Consider the following 18,906-nt stretch of genomic DNA (forward strand, 5'->3'; position numbering starts at 1 on the left):
GGGGCGCGTATTGCGCCCTTTTCGCCGCAGGTGATGATTGGCAAAACGCCTGTTTTTCTCTAAGGACGGCGCAGTCGTTTTCCATCCGCCCCGCCGAGAACAGGACCGCCATGAGCCCCACCGCCCAGATCCCGCCGCGCCTAGAAGTTCAGGGGCTGTTTCGCAGCTTCGAGGGGCGTATGGCGGTGGAGGATGTGTCCTTCAGTATCCGGGCGGGGCAGGTGACCTGTCTGCTTGGCCCGTCCGGCTGCGGGAAGTCCACGACATTGCGGATGATCGCGGGCGTCGAGATGCAGGATCGTGGCCGGATTCTGGTGGATGGCACCCTGATCTGCGACACCGTGTTCCGCGTGCCGCCAGAGCGCCGCGCGATTGGCCTCATGTTTCAGGATTTCGCGCTTTTTCCGCATCTTTCTGTGGCAGAGAATGTCGCCTTCGGTCTTTCGGGGCCGTCACGGGTCAAGCGCCAGCGGGTCGAGGAATTGCTGGGCCGTGTGCATCTGGCCCATCATATCGACGATTTTCCCCACCAGTTGTCGGGCGGCGAACAGCAGCGCGTGGCTCTGGCCCGCGCATTGGCGCCGCGCCCGCGTATCCTGTTGATGGACGAGCCTTTTTCGGGGCTGGATGAGCGTCTGCGCGACGATATCCGCGACGAGACGCTGGCGCTTCTGAAAGAGGAAGGTACCGCCGTTCTGCTGGTGACACACGAACCCCAAGAGGCCATGCGGATGGCCGACGAGATCCTGCTGATGCGCGGTGGGCGTATTGTTCAGGGGGGCGCGCCCTATAATCTGTATAACGCGCCTGTGGATCGCGCGGCGGCCAGTTTCTTCTCGGATATCAATGTGATCCGTGCACGTGTCGAAGGCGCGCTGACCCGCACGCCCTTCGGGGAATTTCTGGCGCCGGGACGCGCGGATGGCTCCGAGGTGGATATCGTGATCCGCCCGCAGCATCTGAAAATCGATTTCGACCGTGCAGGGCAGGGGCCTTTGCCGACGCCGCAAGATGGCACCGCCGCACGCGCCCTTGTCGAACGCGCCCGCTTCATGGGACGCGAGAGCCTTGTGGAATTCCGGATGGAATATGACGGTTCGGTATTGAAGGCGACGGTGCCCAATGTGTTCCTGCCGAAAGCGGGCACGCCAATGTGGCTGATGATCCGGCGCGACCGTTGCTTTGTGTTTCCGGTCACCTGAGGTCCGGTTGCCCGCAGGCGTCTATGCCTTGGCGGCGTCGGGGGTGGGGGGCGCGGCCTTGCGCCGCCGTGGCAGGTCCTTGAGGATCTTCTGCCGTTCCATATGCGACATCGTTCCCCAGCGCGCGATCTCGTCGAGTGAGCGCAGACAGTCGAGGCAGGTCTGGCTGGCCGGATCGAAGGTGCAGATATTGCGGCAGGGGCTTTTGATGCGGGCCATCAGGTGCTGCGAGTCAGATTGGCCAGACGGTCCAGCGCCCCCTGCAGAATGAAGCTCGCGGCCACATTGTCGATCCGCTCGGCGCGTTTGGCGCGCGACAGGTCGGCCTCCAGCATGGCGCGTTCTGCAGCGACGGTGGACAGGCGTTCGTCCCAGAAGCCGATGGGGAGGTCCTGCATCCGCGCGATATTGCGGGCAAAGGCGCGGGTCGATTGGGCGCGCGGCCCCTCCGAACCATCCATGTTCATCGGCAGGCCGAGGATGATCGCGCAGGTCTCGCGTTCGGCCACAATCCGGAAAAGAGCCTCGGCATCGGCGGTGAATTTGGTGCGCTTGATGGTCAGGATCGGGCTGGCCACCGAGCGCAGCATATCCGACCCCGCCACCCCGATGGTTTTGGTGCCCAGATCCAGCCCGAGGATCGAGCCCATACGAGGCAGGGCGGCGGCAAATTCGGTGATGTCTTCAAAAATCATTGCGCAAGCCCGATCTGTTTTGCGGTAGCGGTGATATGGGCAAGTGCGGCGGGATCATCGGCCAGCGCGGTCTGCGCCTTGGCGTAAAGATCTGCCGCGCGGTCGGTCTGGTTCAGGGTCATCAGGGCCCGCAGGCCACGGTCCCATTCGGACGCGTCTCCGCCTTCGGTCTCAAGCCGTTCCACCAGCCCGTCGACCATGCCCTGAATCATCTTCTGCCGGTCTTCCGGCGTCATATCCTGTGCATTCCTGACGTCTTCCGCGCTGGGGCCTGTCTGGCCCGCAGCCGCCACATCAAAGGGCCATTTGCCCTCGGCGGCCTGATCCAGCAGGGTCAGGGCCTCGGGGGCCTTGGCAAAGACGCCGCGCGCCTCCGAGAGGATGGCGGTCACCTGTTCGGACTGGTCCAGAAGCCGCAGGCCAGCCAGAAGCGTGGCCCAGTCTTCCGCGCTGCCGCCGCGATTGGCCAGTTGGGTCTGCAGGGCGTTCACCTTGTCGGACAGGGCGGTGGCGCGCTGGTCCTGTGGCAGCTTCTCGGCTGCGATCAGGTCCGCAAGGCTCGGACCGAGCGTGCCCAGTTCCGGAGGTTGGTAATCGGGCTGGCCTGCAAGCCATGCAACGGTCGGCATATTGTCCAGCACCGGCTGCACCCAGTCATCCTGCCGTGTGCTGTCGCGCAAAAGGGCATCCCAGATGCGGAAGGTCCGGTCGGGACGGCCATTCTGGGCCATCATCAGGCCGATGTAATAGCGTGCGCGCCCGTTGGATTTGTCAAGCGTTACGGCCTTGCCAAAGGCGGCTTCGGCTTCGGGCGTGACCAGACCGCCAGCCGCGATCACCCGGTATTCGCCCAGACTGGCCGCATCCTCTGCGGTCGCCTTGTCCCCCAGAACCGCAATCAGTTTTTCCTGTGCCGCCACTCCGGCATGCAGATTGCCGACATTGATTTCGTTGCGCGCCAGAAGCCGCAGCCCTGCCGGATCATTGGGACGGGCTGCCACGGCATCGCGGAGCCTGTCCATCAATGCGGAAAATTGCGCATCGACCTGAGGCTTGCGGTATTTTTTGGCGAAATCGGCCTCTGCCTGATCCTGATGCGGGCGGCCCAGATAGCTTTGATCCGCCAAGGCCAGCCGCGCATTGATCGGCTGGTCCGCATAGCCATCCGCGCCCAGATCCAGATACAGCCCCGCTGCGCCGCCAAGGCAGGCCAGAATCACCACGCTGATCGCCAGTCGCGCCGCTTTGGGCGCGCGGGGCGGGGCTGATGCGGCCCGTGCGGCACGGTCGGCCTCTAGCAGCTTGCGCGAGATTTCGATCCGTGCCCGTTCGGCCTCGTCAGGAGAAAGGATGCCGCGGGCCAGATCGCGGTCGACCTCGGCCAACTGGTCCCGATAGACCTGCATATCATGGCGCTCGGTGGTGTCGCTTTCATCCGCTTCGTCGCGCTGACGCCATAGCGGGAGCAGAAAGATCAGCGCGACAAGCACCAAAATGACGGCGATTAGAATCCAGAACAGCATCTATACTTCCCCTTGCCCGTCTTCCCTTAGGCAAAACCGGTGCTCTACGGAAGCTTTATCCTGAATTTGGCACGAAAGTGACCCCCAATAACGTCCTAGTCGCGCGGCGAATGGTACAGATGTCCCCTGAAAACGCGTCATTTTAAACGCGTGTCGCATTTAGACGAAAAATGCCGCGACTGGGAGGCTTTCCTCGGGCCTGCGGGTCCATCAAAAAGGGGAAGGCGGGCGGTGACCCGTGTTGAACGATTTCAGGACAGGAGAGCCGGGGCATGCGGAAATATTCCATCTTTGCCGTTGCGCGCGAGGCGATGCGTTATCACGCCGGATGGGAAAAAGCCTGGCGCAGCCCAGAGCCCAAGCGCAAATACAAGGTCATCGTGATCGGCGCGGGCGGGCATGGTCTGGCGACCGCCTATTACTTGGGCAAGGTTCATGGCATCAAGGATGTCGCGATCATCGAGAAAGGCTGGCTCGGCGGCGGCAATACGGGCCGGAACACCACGATCATCCGTTCGAACTACCTGCAGGACCCTTCGGCAGGGATTTTCGATAAGGCGCTGCAGCTTTACGAAGGCCTGAGCCAGGACCTGAACTATAACATCATGTTTTCCCCCCGCGGCCTTCTGATGCTGGCGCAATCCGAGCATGAGATGCGCGGCTACAAGCGCACCGTCTATGCCAACCAGCTGCAGGGCATCGAGACCAAATGGATCGGCCGCGAAGAGGTCAAGAGCCTCGTGCCGATTCTCAATATCGACGGGCCGCGCTATCCGGTTCTGGGCGCGCTGTACCAGGAACGCGGCGGCACCGCGCGTCACGATGCAGTCGCATGGGGTCTGGCCCGCGCATGTTCCAATATGGGCATGGACATCATCCAGAAATGCGAAGTCACCGGCATCCGCACCGAAAACGGCGAGGTGCGTGGCATCGACACCACCAAGGGCGCGATTGATTGCGAGAAGCTGTCCATCGTCACCGCAGGGCATGCGGGCACCGTCGCCAATATGGCGGGCTTCCGTCTGCCGCTGGAATCGGTGGCGCTGCAGGCTTGGGTGTCGGAACCCGTCAAGCCCTGTATCGATGTTGTCGTGATGGCGAACCTCGTGCACTGCTATATCAGCCAGTCCGATAAGGGCGAACTGGTGCTGGGCGGCGGTATCGACCACCCCAACAACTATTCCCAGCGCGGGTCGTGGTACACGATCGAGGAAACTGTGCGTTCGCTCGTCGAGACCTATCCGATCATCTCGCGCCTGAAGATGCTGCGCCAGTGGGGCGGGATCGTGGATATCACGGGCGACCACTCGCCGATCCTGTCGAAAACGCCGGTCAAGAACATCTTCGTCAACTGCGGCTGGGGCACCGGTGGCTTCAAGGCCATTCCGGGGTCGGGCTGGGCGATGGCCGAGCTGATCGCCAAGGGCGAGCCGGGGCCGCTGGCCAAGGGCTTCGGCCTTGACCGTTTCACCGAAGGCCGCTTCGTCGATGAATCCGTGGCCGCAGGGGTGGCACACTGATGGGCGCGGTTTCGGTCAGGGCGGGGCATCTGCCCGCCACGGCAGAAAAACACATATTCGGGCGGAACCTTTCCGCTCACGGCTCTGTTACGCCTCTGAATATGCTTCAGAAGGAATACGACACATGTCCGAAGGTAACGGTAGCGGCAACACCAAGAGCTTCCTCATCGGGGCGCTCATCGTCATCGTCGCGGGTCTTGGCTGGTATATCTGGTCGGGCGGCGATGTCCCGCAAAAGGATGAGCCCGAGATCCAGATCGATCTGCCGGGTGACAATAACAACTAACGGGCGCAGCCCCCAAGCGCGCCCCCGTCTTCAGGGAGCGCGCCTATGCTGATCCTTCAATGCCCCTGCTGTGGCATCAAAGCCGAAGAAACCGAACTGCATTATGGCGGCGAGGCGCATCTGACCCGCTTCGGGCCGGGCTCTAGCGATGCCGAGTTCGAGACTTACCTCTTCACGCGTAAAAACCCCAAGGGCGTGCATTTCGAGCGCTGGCGCCATTCCGCAGGCTGCGGCAAGTGGTTTCTGGCCGCGCGCTGCACCGTGACTTTGGAAGTCTTCGCCACCTATTCGGCCCAGACCAAAGAGCCGCCGCAAGATGTGATCGACGCCATCCGCGCCAAACGCCCCGACTTCGAAGGTTACAGCAAATGAGCACCCGTCTGTCCAAAGGCGGTCGCCTGATCGACCGCGCGAAATCCCTGACCTTCACCTTCAACGGCCGTCCCATGCGCGGCTTTGCGGGCGATACGCTGGCTTCGGCAATCCTTGGCAATGGCCAGACGCTGCTGGGGCGTTCGTTCAAATATCACCGTCCTCGCGGCCTTGTTGGCTCTGGCGCGGAAGAGCCCAACGCGCTTGTGGGCCTTGGCCGCAATGCGCGGTTCGAACCCGACCAGCGCACCACCACGACCCTGCTGTTCGATCAGGCCGAGGTGAAGACCCAGAACCACTGGCCGAGCCTTGAGAACGACGTCGGGATCATCAACGACAAGCTCTATAAGTTCTTCCCCGCAGGTTTCTACTATAAGACCTTCATGGGGCCGAAAGCCGCATGGAAGCATCTTTACGAACCCATCATCCGCCGAGCCGCGGGTCTGGGCGATGCGCCGAAAGAGGCCGATGTCGACCGCTATGAACAGATCTACGCCTATTGCGACGTGCTGGTTGCAGGTGGTGGCGTGGCGGGTATCGCAGCCGCGCTGAAAGCGGCGGGCGAGGGCAAGCGCGTCTGGCTGGTCGAGCAGACCGCCGCTTGGGGTGGTCGTGCGCCTGTGGATGGCGGCTTGATCGAGGGCATGGAGCCGCAGGCTTGGGTCGATGCCTCGATCGCCAAGCTGGAGGCGATGGAAAACGTCACTCTGCGCACCCGCTTCATGATCTCGGGTCTCTATAACCACGGCTATGTGCTGGGCTATGATACCGCAGGTGACAGCGAACCCGGTTCGGGCAAGCCGCGCCACCGTCTGTGGCGCATGCGTGTGGGGACCGTGGTCACCGCGACCGGCGCGATTGAACGTCCGCTGTCTTTCGCCTGCAATGATGTGCCGGGCGTGATGCTGGCCTCGGCTGTGCGCGATTATGTGGTGAATTGGGCCGTCAGCCCCGGCGACCGCACGGTGATCGTTACCAATAACGACGATGCCTATCGCACCGCCAAAGTGCTGCTGGATGCGGGCCTCACCGTGCCTGCGATCATCGACGCCCGCCCCGCCGCCACTGGTGCGCTGGCCGCCGAGATGAAGGCGCGTGGTGTGCGCGTGCTGGAAGGCCGTGGCATCACCAAGGTGCTGGGGTCGAAATCCGTGACGGGCGTCGAGATCTGTGCCCAGAACGGCGAGGGCGGGGTGATCGAGACCATCGCCTGTGACTGTGTCGCCATGTCGGGCGGCTGGTCTCCGGTCGTGCACCTGTGGTCGCATGTCGGCGGCAAGCTGAACTGGGACGAGGCGAATGCGATGTTCGTGCCGAACCTTGAGGCGCCGCCGCTGTCGCATGATGGTGCAGCACTCTGTGTTCCGGTGGGGGCGGCCAATGGCAAGCTGTCGCTGGCCGATATCGGCACCGAGGCGGGCGTCGATATGCAATGCGAACCCGAAGACCCGATGATGGCCGTCTGGCAGATGCCCGCAGGGGCGCCGGATGCGCTGCGCTTCAAATCCTTCCTCGATTTCCAGAACGATGTGAAGGTGTCGGACGTGCAGCTGGCCGCGCGCGAGGGTTACGAGTCGGTCGAGCATACCAAGCGCTATACCACGCTCGGCATGGCCACCGATCAGGGGAAACTCTCCAATATCAACGGCCTCGCCGTTCTGTCGGATGCGCTGGGTCAGGCGATCCCCGCCACTGGCACCACAACCTTCCGCCCGCCCTATACGCCGATCTCTTTCGGTGTTGTCACGGCTGAGGCGCGTGGTGAGCTGTTCCAGCCCCTGCGTCGCACGCCCATTCAGGACTGGCACGAGAAGATGGGCGCCCATTGGGAACCCGTCGGCCAGTGGCGCCGCCCCTATACCTATGCCAAAGCGGGCGAAACGCATCGCCAGTCGGTCAATCGTGAAATCCTGAACACCCGCGAGAATGTGGGGATGCTGGATGCCTCGACGCTGGGCAAGATCTTGGTCAAAGGGCCGGATGCGGGGAAATTCCTCGACATGCTCTATACCAATATGATGTCCACGCTGAAGGTCGGCAAATGCCGCTATGGCCTGATGTGTAATGAAAACGGCTTCCTGATGGATGACGGTGTGGTCGCGCGTCTGAGCGAGGACACCTTCCTTGTGCATACCACCTCGGGCGGTGTCGCGCATATCCACGACTGGATGGAAGACTGGCTGCAATGCGAGTGGTGGGACTGGAAGGTCTATACCGCCAATGTCACCGAGAATTACGCCCAGATCGCAGTCGTCGGCCCCAAAGCCCGCAAGCTTCTGGAGAAACTCGGCGGCATGGATGTGTCCAAGGAAACTCTGCCCTTCATGGAATGGAAAGAGGGCGATCTGGGCGGTATTCCGGTGCGCATCTTCCGGATCTCCTTCTCGGGCGAGCTGTCCTACGAGATCGCGGCCCCGGCCAATATGGGGCTGGCGCTTTGGGAGAAGCTCTATGAAGCCGGTCAGGAATTCGGCGTGATGCCCTATGGCACCGAGGCGCTGCATGTGATGCGGGCCGAAAAGGGCTTTATCATGATCGGCGACGAGACCGATGGCACCGTCATCCCGCAGGACCTGGGTCTGCATTGGGCGATCTCCAAGAAGAAGGAAGACTTCCTTGGCAAGCGTGCCCATGCCCGTAAGGCCATGGCCAGCCCCGACCGCTGGCGTCTGGTCGGTCTGGAAACGCTGGATGGCTCGGTTCTACCCGATGGCGTCTATGCGCCCGCGCCCGGCAATAACGATATGGGCCAGCGCAATACCCAAGGCCGCGTGACCTCGACCTATTACTCGCCAACCCTCAAGAAGGGCATCGCCATGGCACTTGTCCATCGCGGGCCGGAACGGATGGGCGAAGAGATCGAGTTCCAGAATGAAACCGGTTTCGTGAAATGCCGGATCGTCGATCCGGTCTTCTACGACAAAGAAGGAGCAAAACAGGATGTCTGAGGCAATGACCGCTGTAAGTGCGCTGAATGGCAAGACGGTGTCCGGTTTCTGCACCGTGGCGGAAGGCGGCCTGCAGGGGATGATCACCCTGCGCGCCGATTTCGGGTCCAAAGCTTTGGCCGATGCGTTGGAATGGCTGGGGCTGTCGCTGCCCGAGCCGCGTAAGGTGGTGACCAAGGGCGCGAAATCGGTGCTATGGATGAGCCCCGACGAGCTGTTGATCCTTGTGCCCTATGCGGATGCTGTCTCGGTGGCCCATGCGATGGAGACTTCGCTGAAGGGCGAGCATTTCCTCGTGGCCAATGTCTCCGAGGCGCGGGCGATGTTCACCGTGACGGGGGCGCGTGCCGCCGAGGTGGTGATGAAGATCTCGCCCATCGATTTCGGCACGATGGCCCGTGACGAGGTGCGCCGCACCCGCACCGCGCAGACCGCCGCTGCCGTCTGGTGGTCGGGCGAGGAGCAGCTCTCGCTGATCTGCTTCCGCTCTTATGCGACCTATGTGATGGGCTTGCTGGAGGTCAGCGCCCGGCCGGGGGGCGAGCTGTTCTAATCTGCCCCGCCTGTAAGACACGAAAACGCGTCGGAAAATTTTCGGCGCGTTTTTGTGTCTTTGGGCTATCATGTTGTCAGGTAGGTGTAAGCGAACGGGAATAGAGCATTTTCAATCGGGTTTTACCCGCACTTCAACCTAAGGATAGAACGTCTATGTCAGAGAAATCGGGATATTCGTCATTACAGATTTTATTGCACTGGTCTGTCGCCATTCTGGTCGTGTTCAACTATTTCTATAGCGAAGGCATGGGGAAGGCGGCCCATCAGCATCTTGAGGGCACAACCGGCCCGCTGCCGCTGAACCCGCAGATCCATGTCTGGGTCGGGGTGGCGGTGCTGGTGCTGACCCTGCTGCGCGCTGTTTTGCGCAAGACCCGCGGGGCACCCGATGTGCCGGGCGAGGGGCTTTTCAAGATGGCGGGGCTTTGGGGACATCGCTTGCTCTATCTTCTGTTGTTTGTCGTGCCCTTGCTGGGAATGGCTGTGTGGTTTTTGGGCCTTGATGCGGCGGGGGATATCCATGCGCTGCTGGCCAATGCCTTGCTGATCCTTGCGGGAATTCATGCTGCAATGGGCATTTTCCACCAATATGTGCTGAAAGACGGCCTGCTTGTGCGGATGATGAAACCGGAGCGTTAGATCGCCCGATAGCCAAAGGGCACCCGAACGGGTGCCCTTTTCCTGTCTGCTATGATCTCGAACCGGCGCTTAGGCCAGCTTTTTGATCCATGCGTCGAAGGCTGCCATGATCTTGCCCATGAATTCGCGGGTGCCCTCATTGGACATCTTGCCGTTTTCGTCGAACAGGGTGTGGATGGCCCCGATATAGGCCTCGGGTTGCTGCACCACCGGCATATCAAGGAAGACAAGCGACTGGCGCAGATGGTGGTTGGCCCCAAAGCCCGCAATGCCGCCCATCGAGCCCGAAACGACAAGCGCCGGTTTGCCGGCCCAGACACTCTGGCCATAGGGGCGCGACCCGATATCGAGCGCGTTCTTGATCGAGGCGGGCACCGAGCGGTTATATTCGGGGGTGACAAACATCACGGCATCGGCGGATTTGATATCGGCGCGCAGGCGAGTCCACTGGCTGGGAACGTCGCCCTCGTCGAGATCGGGGTTGTAAAGCGGCAGATCGCCCAGTTCGACAAAGGCGAATTCGTAGCCCTCGGGGGCTTCGTCTACAAGCGTCTGTGCGATCATACGGTTGAAGGACCCTTTGCGCAGCGATCCCACAAGAATGGCAATTTTCTTAGACATTTTCATCTCCAATTCACGGGTCAACCACCCGTTTGACGGAAAGGTAGATCCGGCGGGCGGCTGTCGCAATGCCTCAAATAAGGACAGAACCTGTGCAGCCCTGCACCAGCTTTGTCAGGGGCTGTGGGTCTTGGGGCAAGGTGCTGAAATAGTTGAGGGAAATGCCATATTTTCTGTTGCGGGCACAGAACAGCCCCTTGACCTCGGCCGTTAGCGGGCTTCTATTGAGCGCGAAGACATTCACTATCCGTCAAGAAGGGGTTTACCCATGGCTTTCGAACTTCCCGATCTTCCTTATGCACATGACGCACTTGCCGATCTGGGCATGTCGAAGGAAACGCTGGAATATCACCACGACCTTCACCACAACGCCTATGTCACCACCGGCAACAAGCTGATTGCTGGCACCGAATGGGAAGGCAAATCGGTCGAAGAGATCATCAAAGGCACCTATAATGCTTCGGCAGTGGCGCAAAACGGCATCTTCAACAATGCCTCGCAGCACTGGAACCACACCCAGTTCTGGGAAATGATGGGTCCGGCGGGCAAAACCATGCCGACCGAGCTGGAAAAAGCGATCACCGAGTCCTTCGGTTCGGTCGATAAGTTCAAGGAAGATTTCGCCGCCGCAGGCGCGGGCCAGTTCGGTTCGGGCTGGGCGTGGCTGGTGAAAGACACCGATGGCGCGCTGAAAGTCACCAAAACCGAAAACGGCGTGAACCCGCTGTGCTTTGGTCAGACCGCTCTGCTGGGCTGCGACGTGTGGGAACACTCCTACTACATCGACTTCCGCAACAAGCGTCCGGCCTACCTGTCGAACTTCCTCGACAAGCTGGTCAACTGGGAAAATGTTGCCTCGCGTCTGTGATCCGAGCGACATACCTACGAAAGGCGCCCCGAGGGGCGCCTTTTTTGTTTACCCCACTGGGCTGTGAACGCGCGTGTCGGAACGGGCCTGCGGGGCGGGCGTTTTCTTTCCACTGTTCACGGAAAGAAGGAGGCAGCTATGGCCAAGCTCGATACCAAGAAACTGGATACCGGCACATGGGTGGTGATCGCGGATGGCGAGAAGGCGCTATTTCTGGAAAATATCACCGATGCGAAAGACCCCAATCTGACAGTGCGCCATGTCGCCATGCAGGAGAACCCGCCCGACCGCGCGCAGGGCACCGACCGTCCGGGCCGAATGGCCGATAACGGGCCGGGGCAGAAATCGGCCTTTGACGAGACCGACTGGCACCAGCTGGCCAAGGACCGTTTCGCCGAGGATCTGGCCGAACAGCTTTATAAGTTGGCCCATAGGGGCGCCTATAAGCGTCTCGTGATCGCGGCCAGCCCGAAGGTGCTGGGGGTGCTTCGGCCTGCGCTGCATAAGGAGGTCACCGATAAGCTGGTGGCGGAAATTCCGAAAACCTATACCAATGCGCCGCGCGACCAGATCGAACGCTGGCTCTGCGCCGATCTGGCCGCCTAGGCTTTGCGTTTGGTGCCAAGGCGCGGTGGCGGATAAGGCCCGTGCCTCGGCACCTCGGGCCGCTATCTCCGACGTTTTGTCGCTTTGCGGGGACGTCTCTGCCGATGCCGCACCTTCGGGGGCGGCATTGTGCATTGGGGCAGGGGGCACTGGCATCGGCAGAGGCTTGCTTTTCTGCCGGTCGAGGCGCACACCGCCTGTCTGGCCGCTTTCGGGTCAGGTGATCTGACAGGGCGGGAATGATATGACCGAAGCAGGCAAGGGTGTTGTTGCAATCATCAGTTGCTGCACGATCTGGGGATTGTCGGGGCTGTTCTTCGCGGTCTTGCGCCATGTGCCGGTGATCGAGGTGCTTGCCCACAGGACGCTCTGGTCGGCGGTGCTGTTCATGATCATTCTGGCACTAAAGGGCAAGCTGCCGGCGCTGCGTGTGGCGCTGCGGCCGAAGTCGCTCGGCATCATCACTCTGGCGTCGCTTTGCGTAACGGCGAACTGGTTCACCTATGTCTGGGCGATCCATAACGGGCATCCGGTGGAGGCGAGCTTCGGCTATTATATCTCGCCGCTTCTTTCGGTCATGCTGGGGGTGGTCGTCCTGCGTGAAAAGCTGGGCAGCCTGCAGGTGGTGGCCATTGGGCTGGTCGCTGTGGCGGTGATCTATATGGGCATCGCACAGGGCCATGCGCCGGTCATTCCGCTGATTCTGGCGGTGACGTTCGGGATGTACGGGCTGATCAAGAAACAGCTGAAAACCGAACCGCTGGTCACGGTGACTGTCGAGGTGCTGGTACTGGCTCCGATATCGGCGGTGTATCTGATCGGGCTGGAACTGGGCTGGTTCGGCCCTGCCCATGCCGGACATTTCGGGCGCGATACGACAGAGACGCTGTTTCTGGTGCTCTCGGCCTGCCTGACAGCGGTGCCGCTGATGCTGTTTTCCTACGCGGCCCAACGCCTGCGTCTGGCGACGCTGGGGTTGATACAATATCTCAACCCGACGCTACAGCTGACCGTGGCGGTGCTGCTGCTGGCCGACCCTTTGCAACCGGTGCAGATGATGGTCCTGCCGGTGATCTGGCTGGCCTTGGCGCTTTATTCGCTGTCGGGGTTTCGGGGCGCTGCGCGGAAGGCCCAGCCCTCCGCGTGATTTGGCAGGCAGGGGGTCAGGCGGTGAAGGCGGCGTCCAGTGCGGCTTCAAGCGCGGGCACCGTGTCGGCCCATGTCAGGAAAGTGCCAAGGCTGGGATCGGCAAAGCCCTCGATGATCACCTGCTCGATCAGGCGGCGCAGAGGCTCCCAGTATCCATCGGTATTCAGGATGAAAATCGGCTTTTTGTGCAGGCCGATCTGACGCCATGTGAGAACTTCGAAAATCTCGTCAAGCGAACCGGCCCCGCCCGGTAGCAGGACGATGGCATCCGAATTCATGAACATCACCTTTTTGCGCTCATGCATAGTTTCGGTGACGATATAGCTGGTCAGGTCACGCTTGCCGACCTCGCGCGAGAACAGGTGTTCGGGGATAACGCCGAAGGTCTCCCCCTGTGCCTGTTGTGTGGCGCGGGCAACCGCCCCCATCAGCCCCACATCGCCTGCGCCATAAACCAGCCGCCAGCCACGATGCGCCAGCATCCGGCCCGTCTCGGTCGCGGCCTGTTCGTAGCTTGGTTGCGCACCAAGACGGGAACCGCAGAAGACGCAGACGGAGGGGCGGGGCTGGGTCATGGGAATCTCTTTCTTTTTTGCTCGGAATATCAGCGGGTTTGCAGGGGCCTGCCTTGCATAAACTTGTTGTATGGTCATACGCCCGCCGCTAGGCTCCCGCAAGGGAAGAGCGCGGGGTGCGGGTCCCAAGGAGTTCGCACGCAATGAGCACGGTATCACGACAACACCTGATCCTCGGGGTCGCAATGGCAGCCCTTGTCGGGGGGGCGGGGCTTTGGTGGATGCGCCATCTGCCCGATCCGTCGCCCGCGCCAGACACGGCACCGGATGCCGCGCCGCCCGTGTCTGCGACGGTCCCTGATGCGACGGCCCCTAGTGCTGTAACGGCCACCGGGCGGGCCGGGGCCGGTCTTTCTGTCGCACAAGCGCCCGCGCCAGAGGTCGATCCCGACCACGGGCGCTTCGACAATCTGCATGTCACGCCTGACGGGGCCGTGACGCTGGCCGGTCGTGCCGCGCCCGACGCGCATGTGACGGTGCTGGTGGATGGCGCCGTTATGGCCGAAGTGGTGGCCGATGCCGCCGGCAGTTTCGCCACACAGTTCGAGGTCACGCCGTCGGATGTGCCGCAATCTGTCCGTTTGCGGGTGGCGCGGGCGGGGCAGGCGGCTGTCGAAAGCCCCGAGACATTGCAGATTGCGCCGCTTCTGGCGGTGCCGGTCGCCTCGGAAGCGGTGGCGGATGCGGCCCCCGCGCCCGATACCCCGCCCGCCGCTGCCCCGCGTCCGATCATCACCGATGCGCAGGGCGCGCGTGTGCTCGGGCCGGCGCTGGACCGTCTGGCGATAGACACCCTTTCCTATGACGCGAAAGGCGATGTGGTGATTGCCGGACGGGGCTTGGCCGATGGCGCTCGGCTGGTGGTCTATCTGGACAACCGTCAGGTGGCCCTATCCGCGCCTGCGCGCCGCAACGAGGCGGGGTGGCAGCTTGATCTGCCCGAGATCGCGCCGGGCACCTACCAGCTGCGGGTCGATGCGGTGGCGGCGGATGGTCAGGTGGTGTCGCGGGCCGAAACGCCCTTCCTGCGCGAGACGCCGCAGGTCCTTGCCGATGCGGTGGCCGAAAGCAATGGCGCTGCGACAGAGGCCAAGATCCTGACCGTGCAACCGGGTAATACGCTTTGGGCCATTGCGCATGCGGCCTATGGCGACGGGTTTCTCTATGTCCGCGTATTCGAGGCCAATCGCGACCAGATCCGCAATCCCGATCTGATCTATCCCGGACAGGTCTTCAATCTGCCGCAATAACCGCGGGTTGGCAGAGACGTCCTGTTTGATTAGGTTGCGGCGGGCAGCCCAGCCGAAAGATGCCAGATATGCCGCCCGATACCTCTTTGCCCTCCGATGTCGCCAAGGCCGACCGCAAGCGCGGCTGGACGCTGATCCGCTTTATCCTGCCCTATCTGTGGCCTGCCGAGGCCGCTTGGGTCCGGCGCAGGGTGGTGTGGGCGATGCTGCTGCTGGTGACGGCCAAGGTCATCACGCTGCTGACGCCCTATCTTTACAAGCTCGCCGTCGATACGCTGTCGGGCGATGCCCGCGATCCGGCGCTTCTGCTGCCGCTCGGGGCGGTCGCGCTGACCGTGGCCTATGGGGTGGCACGGTTTCTGTCTTCGGGCGTGAGCGAATTGCGCAATGCGATTTTCGCGCCGGTACAGATGCGCGCGACCAAGGATATCGCGCTCAAGACTTTCCGGCATATGCATATGTTGTCGCTGCGATACCACATCGGGCGCAAGACCGGCGCGATCACGCGGATTATCGAACGGGGGGTGAAGGCCAGCGAGGTCTTCCTGTCATTCCTGCTGTTCAACATTCTGCCGATGGTCATCGAGATGCTCTTCGTGCTGGTGATTTTCGCCGTCGCTTTCGACTGGCGCTATGCGCTGGTGCTGCTGGTGACGATCATGGCCTATGTGGTCTTCACGCTGAAAGTGACCGAATGGCGGGTGCGGGTGCGCCAGCGGATGAACAAGGCCGATCAGGAGGCCAACCAGAAGGCGATCGACAGTTTGCTCAATTACGAGACGGTCAAATATTTCAATGCCGATGCGTGGGAGATGTCGCGATACGATGCCTCTATGGCGGATTATGCGAAGGCCGCGATCCGCACCGATCGCTCGCTGGCCTTTCTGAATGCAGGGCAGGCGCTGATCATCTCGTCCGGACTGTGTGCGGTGATGGTGATGGCGGCAATGGAGACCATGCGCGGGGCGCTGAGCGTGGGCGATTTTGTCATGGTGCAGGCCTATATGATCCAGATCACCACGCCGCTGAATTTCCTTGGCTCGGTCTATCGCAATATCCGGCAGGGTCTGACCGATATGGGCGAGATGCATGACCTGCTGGAGCAGCGCCCCGAGGTGCAGGACAAGCCCGATGCGACGCCCTTGCAGGTGACGGGCGGGCATGTGACCTTCCGCGATGTGCGGTTCCACTATATGCCCGAACGCCCGATCCTGAAGGGCATCAGCCTTGATGTGGCGCCGGGCCAGACGGTGGCTTTGGTCGGGCCTTCGGGGTCGGGGAAATCGACCATCGGCCGGTTGATGTTCCGTTTTTATGATGTGACGGGCGGGGGGGTCGAGATTGACGGGCAGGATCTGCGCGATGTGACGCAATCCTCGCTGCATGCGGCGATCGGTGTCGTGCCGCAGGATACGGTGCTGTTTAACGACAGTGTGGGCTATAATATCGCCTATGCCCGCCCGCAGGCCACGCGCGACGAGGTGATCGCCGCCGCGAAAGCCGCCCGTATCCACGACTTCATCGAAAGCCTCCCCGAGGGCTATGACACGCAGGTGGGCGAGCGCGGGCTGAAGCTTTCGGGCGGCGAGAAGCAGCGCGTGGGGATTGCCCGCACCATTCTGAAGAACCCGCCAATCCTGCTGCTGGACGAGGCGACCTCGGCGCTGGATACCCAGACCGAGCGCGATATTCAGGCCTCGCTGGCCGAGGCGGGGCAGGGGCGCACGGTGATCACCATCGCGCACCGCCTCTCGACCATTGTCGATGCGGATCAGATTGTCGTGATGGAGGCGGGCCAGATCGTCGAACGGGGGCGCCACGAGGCGCTTTTGGCCAAGGGCGGGCGCTACGCCCGTATGTGGGCGCGCCAATCGGCAGAAATTGAACGTGAAGACGGGGCTCAAAGCTAGCCCTGTGCCCGCCTGCCCTTGCCGGAGGGGGAGGCTTGCGTATAAGAAAGGCCGGAACAGGTCGGGCAAGCTTCGCCCGACAGGCGGGATTCTTCTGCGACCCGCTGGCAAGACGAAGGAGTGCGGCCCGTGAGCGAGACCGACAGTTTCATCGACGAAGTCACCGAAGAGGTGCGTCGCGACCGTCTTTACCGCGTGTTCAAACGCTGGGGATGGGTGGGCGTTCTGGCGGTGCTTGCCATTGTGGGCGGGGCGGCATGGAACGAATACCAGACCCAGCAGCGTGATGCTGCGGCGCAAAGCTTTGGCGACGGGGTGATGGCGGCGATGAAAGCCGAAGATCCGCTGGCGGCGCTGAAAGATGTTCCGGCCGAAGGGGCGCGGGCCGGTGTGCTGGATCTGGTGGCAGGGGCCACCGCATTGGAGGACGGCAAGACCGATCAGGCCGTGACCCATTTTCAGGCCGCCGCCGATAATCAGGCCCTGCCGCCCAGCTTGCACGATCTGGCGCGTCTGAAACTGATCCTTGCGCAAGGGGCGCAGATGCCCGCGTCCGAACGCGATGCCATGCTGGCCGATCTGGCCAAGCCCGGAGCGCCCTATTCCGAACTGGCACAGGAACAGCAGATTCTGGTGCTGGTGGCAGATGGCAAAACCGATGAGGCCATCAGCCAGGCGCAATCCATGCTGCAGGAGGCTGATCTGACCTCTGGGGTGCAGCAACGCCTGACGCAGCTTATTGTGGCCCTTGGTGGCGAGATGAAACAGGGCTGAGCCCTTGCGCGGGCAGGCTGCCCGCGTATTTCCGAAGTAACATTGACGGCAGGAGTAGCGCGGTGAAGCTTGTTCACAAAATGGCGGCCCTTGGCATGATGCTGGCGGTTTCCGCCTGCGAAAAGGAAGTTGTCCTTCAGGGCGATCGGCTTGATCCGCGCGATGTGCTCTCCGATACCGCAACCGAGGTGGCTCCTGTCACCTCGACGGCGCTCAGCCTGCCCGCTGTGACCGCCAATGCCGACTGGCCCCAACGTGCCGGCGGTCCGACCCACCACGCGCCGAATGCGGCCATCGGGCAGGGAACGACGCTGGTCTGGCAGGCAGGGATCGGGCAGGGGGATGCCCGCAAATACCGCATTACCTCGGATCCGGTCGTGTTGGGAGGGCGGATCTTTACGCTCGACAGCCATACCGATGTCACCGCCACCTCGACCTCGGGGCAGACATTGTGGCGCGCCAATCTGGTGCCGGCCAATGAAACCCCCGGCTCGGCTTCGGGCGGTGGTCTGGCCGCTTCGGGCAATACGCTGTTTGTGACCACGGGCTATGGCGAGCTGGTGGCGGTGGATACAGCGTCCGGCAATGTGCGCTGGCGTCAGGATTTCGGCGTCTCGATCGGTGGCGCGCCGACCGTGGCGGATGGTCTGGTCTATGTCGTTGCGCGTGACGGTTCGGCATGGGCGATCCGTCCGGCAGATGGCAAAGTGGAATGGCAGATGCAGGGCGGGGCCTCGCCCTCGGCCATGACGGGGGTCTCGGCCCCTGCGGTGGGGGGCAATACGGCTGTCTTCCCCTTCCCCTCGGGGGATCTGATGGCCACGCTGCCCAAAGGCGGTTTCGACATGTGGCAGGCCCGCGTTCCGGGCCGCCGTCTGGGCCGTGCCTTCGGGAGCATCGTTGATCTGACGGGCGATCCCGTCATCGTGGGCGATGTCGTCTATGCAGGCACCTCGGCAGGCCGGTCTGCCGCCTTCGATCTGGCATCGGGCAAGCAGAAATGGGTGGCCAAAACAGGGGCGACCTCGCCGCTGGTCGTGGCGGGCGGTTCGGTCTTCCTGATTTCGGATGAAGCCAAGCTGACCCGTCTTGATGCCGCCACCGGTGCCGAGATCTATGCCGTGGATATGCCCTATTACGTCAAGGAAAAGCCGAAGAAACAACAGGCGATCTATGCGCATTACGGGCCGGTTCTGGCCGGCAACAAGCTGTTTGTCGCCTCGTCCGACAACCGTCTGCGGGTGTTTGATCCGGCCTCGGGCAAGCTTCTGGCGGCGGTCGATCTGCCCGGCGGTGCGGCTTCGGCCCCTGTGGTGGCAGGCGGCACGCTTTATGTCGTTTCGCGCGATGGCAAGCTTCTGGCCTATCGCTGAGGGGTTTGATCGAAGGAAGCCGGGCTTTTGCCCGGTTTTC

19 protein-coding genes are annotated in these 18,906 nt (G+C 62.2%); 14 read left to right on the top strand and 5 right to left on the bottom strand.

All coding sequences use genetic code 11. The features are described from left to right. Positions 1-110: 110 nt before the first annotated feature. A complete protein-coding gene (locus WDB88_RS06820) occupies positions 111-1,202 on the top strand; it encodes an ABC transporter ATP-binding protein (RefSeq protein WP_339109437.1) in 1,092 nt (363 codons plus the stop codon). Positions 1,203-1,223: 21 nt separating this feature from the next. On the opposite strand, the gene WDB88_RS06825 is transcribed toward WDB88_RS06820, so the two are convergent. The 3 genes from WDB88_RS06825 to ccmI are packed head-to-tail and all read right to left on the bottom strand — an operon-like array spanning position 1,224 to position 3,420. Then, positions 1,224-1,421 carry a DUF1289 domain-containing protein gene (locus WDB88_RS06825; RefSeq protein ID WP_339109438.1) on the bottom strand — a complete coding sequence of 66 codons (198 nt, stop codon included), beginning with the start codon at positions 1,419-1,421 and terminating at the stop codon, positions 1,224-1,226. Beyond that, positions 1,421-1,897, bottom strand: coding sequence for a Holliday junction resolvase RuvX (ruvX, locus tag WDB88_RS06830; RefSeq protein ID WP_339109439.1), 477 nt, complete (start codon positions 1,895-1,897; stop codon positions 1,421-1,423). Before ruvX ends, WDB88_RS06825 begins: the two co-directional genes overlap by 1 nt. Then, positions 1,894-3,420 carry a c-type cytochrome biogenesis protein CcmI gene (gene ccmI, locus WDB88_RS06835; protein WP_339109440.1) on the bottom strand — a complete coding sequence of 509 codons (1,527 nt, stop codon included), beginning with the start codon at positions 3,418-3,420 and terminating at the stop codon, positions 1,894-1,896. The genes ruvX and ccmI overlap by 4 nt, the downstream gene beginning before the upstream one ends. 272 nt (positions 3,421-3,692) lie before the next feature. Between ccmI and WDB88_RS06840 the strand changes: the two genes are divergently transcribed. The 6 genes from WDB88_RS06840 (at position 3,693) to WDB88_RS06865 (ending at position 9,740) form a co-directional block, all read left to right on the top strand. Continuing rightward, on the top strand, positions 3,693-4,940 hold the full coding sequence (locus WDB88_RS06840) for a sarcosine oxidase subunit beta family protein (RefSeq protein WP_339109441.1): 1,248 nt from the start codon (positions 3,693-3,695) through the stop codon (positions 4,938-4,940). 124 nt (positions 4,941-5,064) lie between these two features. Beyond that, positions 5,065-5,226, top strand: coding sequence for a DUF1071 domain-containing protein (locus WDB88_RS06845; RefSeq protein ID WP_339106941.1), 162 nt, complete (start codon positions 5,065-5,067; stop codon positions 5,224-5,226). Positions 5,227-5,271: 45 nt separating this feature from the next. Beyond that, on the top strand, positions 5,272-5,598 hold the full coding sequence (locus tag WDB88_RS06850) for a sarcosine oxidase subunit delta (protein ID WP_339106942.1): 327 nt from the start codon (positions 5,272-5,274) through the stop codon (positions 5,596-5,598). Then, positions 5,595-8,546, top strand: coding sequence for a sarcosine oxidase subunit alpha family protein (locus tag WDB88_RS06855; RefSeq protein WP_339106943.1), 2,952 nt, complete (start codon positions 5,595-5,597; stop codon positions 8,544-8,546). Before WDB88_RS06850 ends, WDB88_RS06855 begins: the two co-directional genes overlap by 4 nt. After that, on the top strand, positions 8,539-9,099 hold the full coding sequence (locus WDB88_RS06860; RefSeq protein WP_339106944.1) for a sarcosine oxidase subunit gamma family protein: 561 nt from the start codon (positions 8,539-8,541) through the stop codon (positions 9,097-9,099). The genes WDB88_RS06855 and WDB88_RS06860 overlap by 8 nt, the downstream gene beginning before the upstream one ends. A 155-nt stretch (positions 9,100-9,254) precedes the next feature. Continuing rightward, positions 9,255-9,740 carry a cytochrome b/b6 domain-containing protein gene (locus WDB88_RS06865; protein WP_339106945.1) on the top strand — a complete coding sequence of 162 codons (486 nt, stop codon included), beginning with the start codon at positions 9,255-9,257 and terminating at the stop codon, positions 9,738-9,740. A 69-nt stretch (positions 9,741-9,809) separates the two neighbouring features. On the opposite strand, the gene WDB88_RS06870 is transcribed toward WDB88_RS06865, so the two are convergent. Next, positions 9,810-10,361 carry an NADPH-dependent FMN reductase gene (locus WDB88_RS06870; protein WP_339106946.1) on the bottom strand — a complete coding sequence of 184 codons (552 nt, stop codon included), beginning with the start codon at positions 10,359-10,361 and terminating at the stop codon, positions 9,810-9,812. Positions 10,362-10,629: 268 nt separating this feature from the next. Here WDB88_RS06870 and WDB88_RS06875 point away from each other — a divergent pair, with 268 nt between their 5' ends. From WDB88_RS06875 to rarD, 3 genes are all read left to right on the top strand, one after another. Further along, positions 10,630-11,229: a superoxide dismutase gene (locus WDB88_RS06875; RefSeq protein ID WP_339106947.1), complete on the top strand. Its 600-nt coding sequence runs from the start codon at positions 10,630-10,632 to the stop codon at positions 11,227-11,229. 138 nt (positions 11,230-11,367) lie between these two features. Further along, positions 11,368-11,835 carry a host attachment family protein gene (locus WDB88_RS06880; RefSeq protein ID WP_339106948.1) on the top strand — a complete coding sequence of 156 codons (468 nt, stop codon included), beginning with the start codon at positions 11,368-11,370 and terminating at the stop codon, positions 11,833-11,835. 244 nt (positions 11,836-12,079) lie between these two features. After that, a complete protein-coding gene (gene rarD / locus WDB88_RS06885) occupies positions 12,080-12,982 on the top strand; it encodes an EamA family transporter RarD (protein WP_339106949.1) in 903 nt (300 codons plus the stop codon). A gap of 16 nt (positions 12,983-12,998) precedes the next feature. On the opposite strand, the gene WDB88_RS06890 is transcribed toward rarD, so the two are convergent. Beyond that, on the bottom strand, positions 12,999-13,559 hold the full coding sequence (locus tag WDB88_RS06890) for a TIGR00730 family Rossman fold protein (protein ID WP_339106950.1): 561 nt from the start codon (positions 13,557-13,559) through the stop codon (positions 12,999-13,001). 143 nt (positions 13,560-13,702) lie between these two features. Here WDB88_RS06890 and WDB88_RS06895 point away from each other — a divergent pair, with 143 nt between their 5' ends. From WDB88_RS06895 to WDB88_RS06910, 4 genes are all read left to right on the top strand, one after another. Beyond that, positions 13,703-14,809 carry a LysM peptidoglycan-binding domain-containing protein gene (locus WDB88_RS06895; RefSeq protein WP_339106951.1) on the top strand — a complete coding sequence of 369 codons (1,107 nt, stop codon included), beginning with the start codon at positions 13,703-13,705 and terminating at the stop codon, positions 14,807-14,809. Positions 14,810-14,877: 68 nt separating this feature from the next. Then, entirely contained in the window at positions 14,878-16,719 is a 1,842-nt protein-coding gene (locus WDB88_RS06900) for an ABC transporter ATP-binding protein/permease (protein WP_339106952.1), read from the top strand. Between the two features lie 129 nt (positions 16,720-16,848). Then, the gene (locus WDB88_RS06905; RefSeq protein WP_339106953.1) at positions 16,849-17,493 is read left to right on the top strand and encodes a tetratricopeptide repeat protein; all 645 of its coding nucleotides are present in this window, start codon (positions 16,849-16,851) and stop codon (positions 17,491-17,493) included. Between the two features lie 62 nt (positions 17,494-17,555). Further along, complete coding sequence (locus WDB88_RS06910) at positions 17,556-18,866, top strand: PQQ-binding-like beta-propeller repeat protein (protein ID WP_339106954.1); 1,311 nt, start codon at positions 17,556-17,558, stop codon at positions 18,864-18,866. Positions 18,867-18,906: the final 40 nt, after the last annotated feature.

This window comes from Thioclava sp. GXIMD4216 (assembly GCF_037949285.1).
Classification (GTDB): domain Bacteria; phylum Pseudomonadota; class Alphaproteobacteria; order Rhodobacterales; family Rhodobacteraceae; genus Thioclava; species Thioclava litoralis.

Excerpts from the sequence above, each read along its gene's own strand:
- WDB88_RS06820 (WP_339109437.1), top strand. The coding sequence starts at position 111 with ATGAGCCCCACCGCCCAGATCCCGCCGCGCCTAGAAGTTCAGGGGCTG.
- WDB88_RS06825 (WP_339109438.1), bottom strand. The coding sequence starts at position 1,421 with ATGGCCCGCATCAAAAGCCCCTGCCGCAATATCTGCACCTTCGATCCG.
- ruvX (WP_339109439.1), bottom strand. The coding sequence starts at position 1,897 with ATGATTTTTGAAGACATCACCGAATTTGCCGCCGCCCTGCCTCGTATG.
- ccmI (WP_339109440.1), bottom strand. The coding sequence starts at position 3,420 with ATGCTGTTCTGGATTCTAATCGCCGTCATTTTGGTGCTTGTCGCGCTG.
- WDB88_RS06840 (WP_339109441.1), top strand. The coding sequence starts at position 3,693 with ATGCGGAAATATTCCATCTTTGCCGTTGCGCGCGAGGCGATGCGTTAT.
- WDB88_RS06845 (WP_339106941.1), top strand. The coding sequence starts at position 5,065 with ATGTCCGAAGGTAACGGTAGCGGCAACACCAAGAGCTTCCTCATCGGG.
- WDB88_RS06850 (WP_339106942.1), top strand. The coding sequence starts at position 5,272 with ATGCTGATCCTTCAATGCCCCTGCTGTGGCATCAAAGCCGAAGAAACC.
- WDB88_RS06855 (WP_339106943.1), top strand. The coding sequence starts at position 5,595 with ATGAGCACCCGTCTGTCCAAAGGCGGTCGCCTGATCGACCGCGCGAAA.
- WDB88_RS06860 (WP_339106944.1), top strand. The coding sequence starts at position 8,539 with ATGTCTGAGGCAATGACCGCTGTAAGTGCGCTGAATGGCAAGACGGTG.
- WDB88_RS06865 (WP_339106945.1), top strand. The coding sequence starts at position 9,255 with ATGTCAGAGAAATCGGGATATTCGTCATTACAGATTTTATTGCACTGG.
- WDB88_RS06870 (WP_339106946.1), bottom strand. The coding sequence starts at position 10,361 with ATGTCTAAGAAAATTGCCATTCTTGTGGGATCGCTGCGCAAAGGGTCC.
- WDB88_RS06875 (WP_339106947.1), top strand. The coding sequence starts at position 10,630 with ATGGCTTTCGAACTTCCCGATCTTCCTTATGCACATGACGCACTTGCC.
- WDB88_RS06880 (WP_339106948.1), top strand. The coding sequence starts at position 11,368 with ATGGCCAAGCTCGATACCAAGAAACTGGATACCGGCACATGGGTGGTG.
- rarD (WP_339106949.1), top strand. The coding sequence starts at position 12,080 with ATGACCGAAGCAGGCAAGGGTGTTGTTGCAATCATCAGTTGCTGCACG.
- WDB88_RS06890 (WP_339106950.1), bottom strand. The coding sequence starts at position 13,559 with ATGACCCAGCCCCGCCCCTCCGTCTGCGTCTTCTGCGGTTCCCGTCTT.
- WDB88_RS06895 (WP_339106951.1), top strand. The coding sequence starts at position 13,703 with ATGAGCACGGTATCACGACAACACCTGATCCTCGGGGTCGCAATGGCA.
- WDB88_RS06900 (WP_339106952.1), top strand. The coding sequence starts at position 14,878 with ATGCCGCCCGATACCTCTTTGCCCTCCGATGTCGCCAAGGCCGACCGC.